General features: G+C 71.0%; 10 protein-coding genes. 4 read left to right on the plus strand and 6 right to left on the minus strand.

The window, feature by feature from the left end:
- Nucleotides 1-4: 4 nt before the first annotated feature.
- Both FV227_RS19390 and FV227_RS19395 read right to left on the minus strand, forming a co-directional pair.
- Nucleotides 5-880 (minus strand): transporter, encoded by an 876-nt coding sequence (locus tag FV227_RS19390; RefSeq protein WP_147729815.1) that lies wholly within the window; start codon nt 878-880, stop codon nt 5-7.
- Between the two features lie 117 nt (nt 881-997).
- The gene (locus FV227_RS19395; RefSeq protein ID WP_147859712.1) at nt 998-1,486 is read right to left on the minus strand and encodes a hypothetical protein; all 489 of its coding nucleotides are present in this window, start codon (nt 1,484-1,486) and stop codon (nt 998-1,000) included.
- A gap of 160 nt (nt 1,487-1,646) precedes the next feature.
- On the opposite strand from FV227_RS19395, the gene FV227_RS19400 reads away from it, so the two are divergent.
- Nucleotides 1,647-2,369 (plus strand): NAD-dependent deacylase, encoded by a 723-nt coding sequence (locus tag FV227_RS19400; RefSeq protein WP_147859713.1) that lies wholly within the window; start codon nt 1,647-1,649, stop codon nt 2,367-2,369.
- Between the two features lie 251 nt (nt 2,370-2,620).
- Entirely contained in the window at nt 2,621-2,869 is a 249-nt protein-coding gene (locus FV227_RS19405; RefSeq protein WP_147843828.1) for a hypothetical protein, read from the plus strand.
- Nucleotides 2,870-3,131: 262 nt separating this feature from the next.
- On the opposite strand, the gene FV227_RS19410 is transcribed toward FV227_RS19405, so the two are convergent.
- The 3 genes from FV227_RS19410 to FV227_RS19420 all read right to left on the minus strand — a co-directional run bounded on the left by FV227_RS19410 (nt 3,132) and on the right by FV227_RS19420 (nt 6,586).
- A complete protein-coding gene (locus FV227_RS19410) occupies nt 3,132-3,533 on the minus strand; it encodes a hypothetical protein (RefSeq protein ID WP_147859714.1) in 402 nt (133 codons plus the stop codon).
- 240 nt (nt 3,534-3,773) lie between these two features.
- Nucleotides 3,774-6,113 (minus strand): xanthine dehydrogenase family protein molybdopterin-binding subunit, encoded by a 2,340-nt coding sequence (locus FV227_RS19415; protein ID WP_147859715.1) that lies wholly within the window; start codon nt 6,111-6,113, stop codon nt 3,774-3,776.
- Complete coding sequence (locus FV227_RS19420; protein ID WP_147728433.1) at nt 6,110-6,586, minus strand: (2Fe-2S)-binding protein; 477 nt, start codon at nt 6,584-6,586, stop codon at nt 6,110-6,112. The genes FV227_RS19415 and FV227_RS19420 overlap by 4 nt, the downstream gene beginning before the upstream one ends.
- Before the next feature lie 293 nt (nt 6,587-6,879).
- Between FV227_RS19420 and FV227_RS19425 the strand changes: the two genes are divergently transcribed.
- Together FV227_RS19425 and FV227_RS19430 are read left to right on the plus strand one after the other, a co-directional pair.
- Nucleotides 6,880-7,122: a type II toxin-antitoxin system prevent-host-death family antitoxin gene (locus FV227_RS19425; protein WP_147728432.1), complete on the plus strand. Its 243-nt coding sequence runs from the start codon at nt 6,880-6,882 to the stop codon at nt 7,120-7,122.
- A 62-nt stretch (nt 7,123-7,184) separates the two neighbouring features.
- Nucleotides 7,185-7,544 carry a type II toxin-antitoxin system VapC family toxin gene (locus tag FV227_RS19430; RefSeq protein WP_147728431.1) on the plus strand — a complete coding sequence of 120 codons (360 nt, stop codon included), beginning with the start codon at nt 7,185-7,187 and terminating at the stop codon, nt 7,542-7,544.
- Between the two features lie 52 nt (nt 7,545-7,596).
- Here FV227_RS19430 and FV227_RS19435 read toward each other — a convergent pair whose 3' ends face one another.
- A complete protein-coding gene (locus FV227_RS19435; protein ID WP_246688370.1) occupies nt 7,597-9,492 on the minus strand; it encodes a potassium transporter Kup in 1,896 nt (631 codons plus the stop codon).
- Nucleotides 9,493-9,505: the final 13 nt, after the last annotated feature.

A 9,505-nucleotide genomic window follows, 5' to 3' on the forward strand; every position in this document is an offset into this window, starting at 1 on the left:
CCGGTCATTCGCCCTGGCGCCACGTCACCAGCGTGCGGTTCGGCTCCACCTCGCCCTTGTCCTGGTAGAGCGGCACGATCGCGCGCAGCCAGCCGCGGGTCTCCCGGCCGCCGTAGTTGCGCTCGACCACGTCGCGCGTGAGGTAGGCCTGCAGGTTCACCGGGCCGAAATTGTAGCCGACGAGGCCGCCCACCGCGATCTGCCCCTGGGGCCGGTCGCTGCCGACCCCGGTCGGCAGGTCGGTCGAGCCGAAGGCCACGGCGCCGACCTGCCACTGGCCGAGCTTCCTCGTCGCGGTGAGGTCGAGGTTGAGGTAGTCCGGGTAGAGCGTGCCCGTGGGCGAGCGGTCGTCGATGAAGATCCCGTGCAGCAGGTTGGCGGTCAGGTTCCAGCCGTTGCCGGTGTAGCTGACCGCGAAGCGCTGGGTGATCGAGGCCGACTGCGTCAGGAAGCGGGTCTCGATCGGCAGGTAGCCGCCGAACAGGTAGCTGAACCCGAGGTCGTTTCCGAGGTCCCAGGCGAGCTGCGCCGCGAGCAGCGGCTGCCCGACGCCGCTCTGGTAGGGCGCGCCGCGCCCGCTCGAGGCGACCACCGGCTGCGTGACGAAGAACTGCAGCCGCGCGTCGGCGATCGTCCACGGCGTCGCCCAGGCGAAGGTCGGCAGGTTGACGTTCGATTCCGAGTCCAGGGGCCGCGTGTCGCGGACGCCGAAGCTCGACAGGTTCACGAAATAGAACCCGACCGGCAGTTGCGCCCCCGCCGGCAGGCCGACGGTCTGGCCCGGCTGCGCCGCCGAGCCGGCCCAGGCGGGGCCGCCGGGCAGGAGGGCCGCGAGCAGGGCGAGGGCGGTCCGGGTCGTCCACGGGCGGCGTGCGATCATCGTTCGTCCCTCGTCGCCGCCAGGGGGATCCTGCGCGGGCCGACCGGGGTTCGACGGTTCGACGCATCCGAAGCATCCCGCCGGGCCGCCCCGAAGCGCGCCCGTGTCGCGGAAACGTCACGCCCGCGTCGGGGGCCGCCCGGCGCTTCGCCCGGCGATCAGCCAGTACACGAGCCCGGCACCGGCGCCGGCGAGGAACAGGATCGCGGTGACCCGCGCCTCCGCCGCGAGCGCCGTGCCGCCGGGGTGCACGGCCCCGCGCGCGAGCCAGGGCAGGGCGGCGGTGATCAGGCCGCACCCAGCGCCGTACCAGAGCAGGCCGCGCCAGCGCAGGGTCTCGCCGACCAGCGCCACCAGGGCCGGCGGCACCGCGAGCAGCACGAAGGACGCCTTCGCCAGCCCCGCGAGGACCCACGCGAAGCTATCCGGCGGCAGGCCGGCGGCGAGGTCCGACAGGCCGGCATCGAGCCCGGCGAGCGCGCCTTTCGTCAGCCAGACGCTCGCCACCGGATCGAGCACGAGCGCCATGAGCAGGATCGCGCCGCCGCTCGGGATCGCGAGGAGCAGGGCGAGGGAGCCGAGGAGAAGGCGGCCGAGGATGCGCATCGGCGCGGTATAGCTCGGCTGATCGGCTCGGGCCGCATCGCCCGGCGGGACGGCGCGCCGGCCCCTCCGCCGAGCCTCGCCGCGCCGGCCCGCAGCTTCGACCTGCCCGGCGCCGAATTCCGATGGGCGGTCGGCGCCGGGCGGGTGTAGGCTCGCGCCCATGCCCCTGCGTGCGCCCTTTCCGAAGACCGTCTTCGTCCTCACCGGAGCCGGCGTCTCGGCCGAGAGCGGGCTCGGCCCGTTCCGCGACCGCGGCGGGATGTGGGCGCGGTTCGATCCGATGCGGCTCGCGACGCCCGAGGCCTTCGCGGCCGACCCCGGCACCGTCCTGGACTTCTACAACCTGCGCCGGCGCGGGGCGGTCGCGGCCGCGCCGAACCCGGCCCACGTCGCGCTCGCGCAGGCCGAGGCGGCGCTGGCGGAGCGCGGCGGGCGGCTGTTCCTGTGCACCCAGAACGTCGACGACCTGCACGAGCGGGCGGGCTCGCGTGCCGTCGTCCACATGCATGGCGAGCTGCTGAAGGGCCGCTGCACCGCCTGCGCCGGCACCTTTCCCTGTCCCGGCGACCTCGACGTCGCCGATGCCTGCCCGCTATGCTCGGCGGTCGGCACGTCGCGGCCCGACGTGGTGTGGTTCGGCGAGATGCCCCACCATCTCGACGCGATCCAGGCGGCGCTGTCGGCGGCGGACCTGTTCGTCGCGATCGGCACCTCGGGGGCGGTCTACCCGGCGGCCGGCTACGTGCGGCTGGCGCAGGCGCGGAACATCCCGACCTGCGAGCTGAACGCCGAGCCCTCCGACAACGCGAACGCGTTCGACGAGGCCCGCTACGGCCCGGCCAGCGAGACGGTGCCGGCCTTCCTCGCCACTCTCACATCGTGATCCGATGCAATGGCGCAGGAACACCTGCAGAATAACGCAGGCTGCGACCGCACAGGTTTGAAAAACCACGGGAATTGCGTTCGGAAACTCAATATCCGCTTGCGCGCAATCGGACTTTCTCGGCCGAATCACGCAGGATCGCCGTGTCAAGACATGGACGCTCACGGCGCTGTGCGTACAATGGACAAGCTTGGTGCGGTTGCCGCGGCACGTACCGGCGTTCGATGAAGCCACACGGGAGCCAAAAGCCCATGCAGAACTTCACGGTCACGGCCCGCGAGCGCGACACCGTCCTGGCGGCCCTGCGCTATTACCAGTTCTACCGGATGCAGGGTCATCCGTTCGACCCCCGCCAGGATCACCTCATCGACGCCATCGCCGCCGAGACCGGCGAGGCCCTCGACGTCGCCGAGATCGACGACCTCTGCGCCGGGCTCAACGGCAACGCGCACGCCCTCGGCGCCGCCTCCGCCCGCTTAGCCTTCGACGCGATGGCCTGACGAAGCCTCCGCGGGGCGAGGACACGGTCTCCGCCCCCGACCCACGATCGTTTCGCCGCGACCGACCGTTTCGCAAACCGTTTCACCGCCGCCGGCGTCGTCGCCGCAAACGGTTTTTTTCAGCCCGCCGCACGTCCGCGCCCGACCGGCTCCGCCCCCCATAGGTCCTTCCGATCCGGCGCGCGAACCCAACCGAGCCTCCACCGGCCCCCGCATCCGACGGACGACGGCGGAGGCTCGCGCATCCGGCGGAGGCTCGTGCTTACGGCGCCGCCTTGAGCTGCGCCTCGGCGCGGGTCAACGCCGCCTCGCAGGCCTTGGCGTCGCCCTTGCCGTCGGCGGTGCGGGCCTCGTCGAGCGCCACCTTGGCCTGCTGGGCGGCGTCGCCGCCCTTTCCGGCCTCGGCCGACTTCTCCGGCGGGGCCTGCGGCGACTGGCCGGGCGCGTTGCCTTCCGTGCCGGTCACGCCTTCGCCGCCGCGCTTGGCCGCGGCGCCCTGGCCGCTGGTCGAGGCCGAGATCGCCTCGGTCGACTCCGCCTTCACCCGCTTCTCCAGCCCGGCGATCCGATCCGAGCAGGGCGAGGCCGAAGCCGGCCCAATCAGGCCGGGCGCCGCGAGCGCGGACACGGCGAGCAGGGTGGCGAGGTACGCAGGACGCGTCATCGAATGAGATCTCCGGTGGTTGGGAGCCGAGAGGGACCGACAGGACGATCCCGGTGGCTCCGTGACGGAAACGCGGCATCCACCGGCAAGGCTCCGTCGAAACGCGACGTCGCGGGAAAACAGAAGCCTCGGACACGGAGCTTTTCGCAAAATGCCGAGGGGCCCGCTCTTCCGGTGGAAGAGGGGCCCCTCGGTCGTCCGGTCCGTCGCCGCGCCGGCGGGCGGCGCGGCTTCCTTGGCTCAGGCGCTGAGCTGGTCGCGGATCGGCAGCTGCCGCACGCGGCGGCCGGTGGCCGCGAACACCGCGTTGGCGATCGCCGGCGCCACCGGCGGAACGCCGGGCTCGCCGACGCCGCCGAGCGGCCCGTCCCAGGTGCCCGAGTTGACGAGGTGCACGCGGATCACCTTCGGCGCGGCGTCGATCCGGATGATCTCGTAGCCGTCGAAGTTGTTCTGCTGCGCCCGGCCGTTCTTGAAGGTGATCTCGGAGGTGAGCGCGAGGCCCATCCCCATCACCACGGCGCCTTCCATCTGCGAGCGGATGCGCTCCGGGTTCACCTGCGGCCCGCAATCGATCGCGATGTCGACCGCGACGACCTTCACGCCGCCCTTCGGGTCGACCTCGACCTCCGCCGCGACCGCGGTGTGGGTGACGAAGCTGTAATGCCCCGCGATCCCGAGGCCCCGGCCCTTCTCGAGCTTGCGGCCCCAGCCGGCGCCGCCGGCCGCCGTCTCGATCACCCGGCGCAGGCGCCCGGTATCGATCGGGTAGAGCTTGGGATCCTCGCCGTGGTTCCAGACATCGCCGATCGAGGTGGGATCGATCTTGCGCGCCGGCCCGATCAGGTCGAGCAGGTAGTCCTTCGCGTCGCGCCCCGCCGCGTGCGCCAGCTCGGCGACGAACGACTGGATCGCGAAGGCGTGCGGGATGTTCGAGACCGAGCGGAACCAGCCGATCCGCACGTGGGCGGCCGCCTCCGGGTTCTCCAGCCGGATGTTCGGCACCGCGAACGGCGTGTTGACCAGGCCCATGCCGAGCTCGAACGGCAGCTCGTGCTTCGGATCGGGCGCGAAGATCGAGCCGATCGTCGGCGCCGCCGAGCGGTGGAGCCAAGCCACCGGCATGCCCTTGTCGTCCAGGCCCGCTTCGAGGTGCTCGGCCGAGATGGTGTGATAGTAGCCGTGGTGGATGTCGTCCTCACGGGTCCAGGTGAGCTTCACCGGCGCGCCGCCGACCTCGCGCGAGCAGAGCGCGGCCTCGACCACGTAGTCGGGCTTCGACTTGCGGCCGAAGCCGCCGCCGAGCAGCGTCACGTTCACCCGGACCTTGTCGGCGGGAAGCCCCAGCGCCTTGACCAGCCGGTCGTGCGCCGCCTGCGGCCCTTGCGTGCAGGCCCAGGCCTCGCACGCGCCGTCCTTCACCTGCGCCACCGCGGCCGGCGGCTCCATCGGAGCCTGGACAAGGTGGGGCACGAAGTAGTCGGCCGTCAGCTTGGTCTTGGCCTTGGCCATCGCCCCGTCGACGTCGCCCTGGTTGCGCACGACCTTGCCGGGCGCGCGCGCCGCCTTCTCGAGCTCGGTGCGGAACGCGTCGGTGTCGTAGCCGGCGTTCGGGCCGTCGTCCCAGACGATCTTCAGCGCCTCGCGGCCCTTCATCGCCGCCCAGGTGTTCTTGGCCACCACCGCGACGCCGCCGAGCGGCATGAACTCCGAGGGGATCTCGCCGCCGTCGATCTTGAACACCTTCACGACGCCGGGGACCTTCCGGGTCTCGGTATCGTCGAAGCTCACGACCTTGCCGCCGTAGACCGCCGGGCGCGCGACCAGCGCGTACAGCATGCCCTCGCGCTTCGTGTCGAGGCCGTAGACCGCCTTGCCGGTGGTGATGTCGCGGTTGTCGATGATGCCGATCTGGCCCTTGCCGATGTAGCGGAAGGCCTTGGGGTCCTTCAGCACCACGCTCTCGCGGGCCGGCACGGGCAGCTCCGCCGCGATCGCCGCGACGTCGCCGTAGCCGAGCGTGCGCTTCGACTTGGCATGCGTCAGCACGTGGTTCTCGGCCGTCACCTCGGAGGCCGGCACGTTCCACTGCTTGGCCGCCGCCTGGATCAGCATCAGCTTGGCCGCCGCGCCCGCGTGGCGGAAGTGCTGGAAGAAGTGGCGCAAGCTGCGCGAGCCGTCGGTGTCCTGGTTGCCGAAGCGCTCCTCGTCGCCCCAGGCCTGCACCACGCCGACCTTCGACCAGTCGGCCTCGAGCTCGTCGGCGACCACGAAGGCGACCGAGGTGCGTACGCCCTGGCCCATGTCGGAGCGGTGGTTGGTCACGGTCACGCGGCCGTCGGCAGCGATCGCCACGAAGATCTTCGGGTCGTCGCGCCAGCCGTGCGGCATGCCGTCGGCGCCGAACTTCGCCGGCTCCTGGGCCTTGGTCTCGGCCTTGGCGGTGTCGCGCAGGTTCACCGCGAGCACGAAGGCGCCGAGCCCGCCGAGGATGGCGCGGCGGCTGACGTTGGCGATCAGGGTCGGCCGGGTCGGCGCCTCGGCGGCGAGGTCGGCCATCATCTTTGCGTCATGGATCACAGGCGCTCTCCCTTGCTGGCGGGCGCCTGACCGGCGGCCTGGTGGATCGCGGCGCGGATGCGCGGGTAGGTGCCGCAGCGGCAGATGTTGCCGCTCATCTGCTCGTCGATCTGCGCGTCGGTCGGCTTCGGCGTATCCTTCAGGAGCGAGGCCGCCTGCATGATCTGGCCGCACTGGCAGTAGCCGCACTGCGCCACGTTGAGGTCGCGCCAGGCCACCTGCACCGGATGGTTGCCGTCGGGGGAAAGCCCCTCGATGGTCGTCACCTCCTGGTCGGCCGCGGCCGAGATCGGGGTGGTGCAGGAGCGGGTCGCAGTGCCGCCGAGGTGGATCGTGCAGGCGCCGCACAGCGACTGGCCGCAGCCGAACTTGGTGCCGACCAGGCCGAGCTCGTCGCGCAGGTACCACAGCAGCGGCATGTCGGGGTCGCCGTCGAAGCTGCGTGGCGCTCCGTTCACCGTCAGTTTGATCATTCGCAAACGTCCTGTGTGAATGCGGATCGCACCGGGACGGCGCGACGGCCCGGGCGACGCGAAGGCCTCCCGTGCCGCGACGCCCCCCGGGTCCGCATGTCGTTCTCAGAATGAATTCAATCTACGGCATGCCTGCTGCGCGGTGCAACGCGGGCAAACGACCGCACGCGGCCCGAGCCCGGCGCCTGGGGCATGCCGTGTGCGTTGGCGCACGCACGGATAGGAGGGAACGGGCGGATAGCCGAATCCCGATCCGCCACCTACGACGACCAGCTCGATGGGCATTGAGGGCGATGGAAACGGTGAGCTTGGCAGAGGCAAAGGCGCGACTCAGCGCGCTCATCGACCGAGTGGTCGCCGGCGAAGCCACTGTCGTCACGCGTCGCGGGCGCGAGGTGGCACGGCACAGTGCCATGCCGGGACCGAAGCGGCCGATCGATATCGCGACCCTCAGGGCCGTCACCGCCGCGATGCCGCTGCAGCCGGAGGGTGCCGCGACGTTTGTGCGCGCGATGCGGGACGACGAACGGTACTGATGCCGTATCTCGATACGTCGGTCGCGGTCGCGGCGTAGACCGAGGAGCGGGAAACCGCCCGGATGCAGGCTTGGCCCACCGCCTGGGCAGGCGGGGACCTCGCCATCAGTGCCTGGGTCGCCACCGAGTTCTCGGCACCGCTCTCGATCAAGTTCCGCACGGGCACGATCGATTCGCAGCATCGTTCGGTGGCCCCGTCGGCGTTCACGCGCCTGACGGCTACGTCGCTCGTGATGCTGCCGATCGACGAGAGGACGTCTCGGACGGCGGCACGCTTCGCGGACCAGACCCATCCCGGCTTTCGCGCTGGAGATGCGCTTCATCGGGCGATCGCCGCCAATGCCGGCCTGACGCTCGCGACCCTCGACACGCGCCCCGCAGAGGCGGGTGCGGCCGTGGGCGTGCCCGTCGAACGCCTGTGACATCGAGCGACGATGCGCGCCGCCATCCCGGCTGGCCTGGAAGTGGGGCGCCTCAGACCGTGACCTGCGTCCCCACCTCCACGACCCGGCCCGTGGGGATCTGGAAGAAGTCCGTCGCGTCGTTGGCGTTCTTGGCGAGCGTGATGAAGATCCGGTCCTGCCACAGCGGCATCCCGGAATGGGCGGCCGGGCGGATCGAGCGGCGCGACAGGAAGAACGACGTCGCCATGATGTCGAACTTGAAGCCCTCCTTGCGCAGCAGCACGAGGGTTTTTGGGATGTTCGGCGTCTCCATGTAGCCGAACCTCATCACGACCTTGTAGAAGCCCGGCCCGATCGGCTCCAGCCGCACCCGGTCCGGCCCGTTGGCGCGGGGGGTGTCGACGGTCTCGACCGTGAGGATGACGTTCTTCTCGTGCAGCACCTTGTTGTGCTTGAGGTTGTGCAGGAGGGCCGCCGGCGCGATCTCGGGATCGCTCGTCAGGAACACCGCGGTGCCGCGCACGTGGTGCGGCGGGCTCTTCTCCAGCATGCCGACGAGCTCGAGGATCGGCACGTCGGTCTTGCGGGTCTTGTTGAACAGGATCGTGACGCCCCGCACCCAGGTCCACATCAGCACGATCAGGCCGGCGGCGAGCAGCAGGGGCACGTAGCCGCCCTCGAACACCTTGAGCAGGTTCGAGAGCAGGAACAGGAACTCGATCACGATGAACGGCAGCATCAGGGCGGCCGCCGCCACGGGCGACCAGTGCCACAGCCGCCAGACCACGAGGAAGGTCATGCTCGCGGTGAGCAGCATCGTGCCGGTGACCGCGATGCCGTAGGCCGAGGCCAGGGCCGAGGACGAGCGGAACACCACCGCCAGCACCACGACGCCGATCATCAGCAGGCCGTTGATCTGCGGCAGGAAGATCTGCCCCGAATGCGATTCGGAGGTGTGGCGGATCTCGAGCCGCGGCAGCAGGCCGAGCTGGATCGCCTGCCGGGACAGGGAGAACGCCCCGGTGATGACCGCCTGGCTCGCGGTGACGGTGGCGAGCGTCGCCAGGATCACCATCGGCAGCAGCGCCCATTCGGGAAACAGCTGGAAGAACGGATCGGTGGTCTCGGGCTTTTCCAGCACCAGGGCCGCCTGGCCGAGATAGTTGAGGGCCAGCGACGGGAAGACGAGGCCGAGCCACGCGATCTGGATCGGCCGCCGGCCGAAATGGCCGAGGTCGGCGAACAGCGCCTCCGCGCCGGTGACGGCGAGGAAGACCGCGCCGAGGGCGACGAGGGCGCCGGTGCCGTGGCCGAGCAGGTAATGCACGGCGTACCACGGGTTCAGCGCCTTGAAGACCGTGAGGTTTCCGACGATGTGCGGCACGGCGGCGAGCGCCAGCGCCAGGAACCACAGCACCATCACCGGCCCGAAGAAGGCCGCGACCTTGCTGGTGCCGCGGCTCTGCACCAGGAACAGCGCGAGGATGATCGCCACGGTGATCGGCAGTACCGAGCCCTCGAAGGCCGGGGTGACGAGCTTCAGCCCCTCCACCGCCGACAGCACCGAGATCGCCGGGGTGATCACCGCATCGCCGTAGAACAGCGCCGCGCCGAGCAGGCCCAGCGCGAACACGATCCGCGATCCGCCGAGCGCCTTCCGCGCCAGCGCCATCAGCGAGAGGATGCCGCCCTCGCCGTTGTTGTCCATGCGCAGCAGGATCGCGACGTACTTCACCGTCACGATCAGGAACAGCGCCCACAGGATCAGCGAGGCGGTGCCGAGCACCTCTTCCGCCAGCAGGATGTTGTCGTAGCGGGCCGGCACCAGCGCCTCGCGGAAGGCGTAGAGCGGGCTGGTGCCGATGTCGCCGTAGACCACGCCGACCGAGCCGACGGCCAGCGTCCAGAGGCCCGGCGCGGCGTGCGCCCGGCCCTCCGCCGGGTCGACGGCGCCGGCGGGGTGCACGACGGTGCCGGGC

It is taken from the genome of Methylobacterium sp. WL119, from assembly GCF_008039875.1.
Taxonomy (GTDB): domain Bacteria; phylum Pseudomonadota; class Alphaproteobacteria; order Rhizobiales; family Beijerinckiaceae; genus Methylobacterium.

What these genes read in the sequence shown, in the direction of transcription:
- FV227_RS19410 (WP_147859714.1), bottom strand. Translation starts at nt 3,533, where the DNA reads ATGACGCGTCCTGCGTACCTCGCCACCCTGCTCGCCGTGTCCGCGCTC.
- FV227_RS19425 (WP_147728432.1), top strand. Translation starts at nt 6,880, where the DNA reads ATGGAAACGGTGAGCTTGGCAGAGGCAAAGGCGCGACTCAGCGCGCTC.
- FV227_RS19405 (WP_147843828.1), top strand. Translation starts at nt 2,621, where the DNA reads ATGCAGAACTTCACGGTCACGGCCCGCGAGCGCGACACCGTCCTGGCG.
- FV227_RS19400 (WP_147859713.1), top strand. Translation starts at nt 1,647, where the DNA reads ATGCCCCTGCGTGCGCCCTTTCCGAAGACCGTCTTCGTCCTCACCGGA.
- FV227_RS19390 (WP_147729815.1), bottom strand. Translation starts at nt 880, where the DNA reads ATGATCGCACGCCGCCCGTGGACGACCCGGACCGCCCTCGCCCTGCTC.
- FV227_RS19420 (WP_147728433.1), bottom strand. Translation starts at nt 6,586, where the DNA reads ATGATCAAACTGACGGTGAACGGAGCGCCACGCAGCTTCGACGGCGAC.
- FV227_RS19395 (WP_147859712.1), bottom strand. Translation starts at nt 1,486, where the DNA reads ATGCGCATCCTCGGCCGCCTTCTCCTCGGCTCCCTCGCCCTGCTCCTC.
- FV227_RS19430 (WP_147728431.1), top strand. Translation starts at nt 7,185, where the DNA reads ATGCAGGCTTGGCCCACCGCCTGGGCAGGCGGGGACCTCGCCATCAGT.